This window comes from Streptococcus oralis (assembly GCF_001578705.1).
GTDB lineage: Bacteria > Bacillota > Bacilli > Lactobacillales > Streptococcaceae > Streptococcus > Streptococcus oralis_J.
In genome coordinates, this window is record NZ_KQ969045.1 from 1 (window position 1) to 456 (window position 456).

Consider the following 456-nt stretch of genomic DNA (forward strand, 5'->3'; position numbering starts at 1 on the left):
CCACCTCAGTCCGTAAGCGTTCATTCTCCTCTTGGAGTCGCTCTAGTTCTGTCATTTCTTCCCAAGTTTTCTTCCGTTTACGTCCCATTTTAGGTACTCTCCCTCTTGTTTTCTCAACAATAGTATACGCGTTTTTCTTGTATTTCGCTAGCCAGTTAAGAAGTATCGTACGACTTGGGAGACCGTATTCAAGAGAAACTCTATCTTTAGTCCAGCCTTCATGTAAGACTTTATTAATCATTTCTTGTTTTAATTCAGGAGAATAGTAACGATCAATCAATTTAATCATGTATATAAGATTAGAATTGTTTATCCCAAATTTATTTGAAAGCTTCTCTAAGCTATATCCTTGTTTTCTAAGTTCATAGATCTGAACTTTATCTTCATAACTCAATTTCATAATAAAAACACCCCAAAAGTTAGATTTTTTCTGTCTAACTTTTGGGGTGCAGTTCA

General features: G+C 34.9%; 1 pseudogene. It reads right to left on the minus strand.

What is annotated here, in order from left to right:
- A pseudogene (locus tag SORDD05_RS09630) lies at positions 1–400 on the minus strand (IS3 family transposase); the annotation flags it as partial.
- Between the last annotated feature and the right edge of the window lie 56 nt (positions 401–456).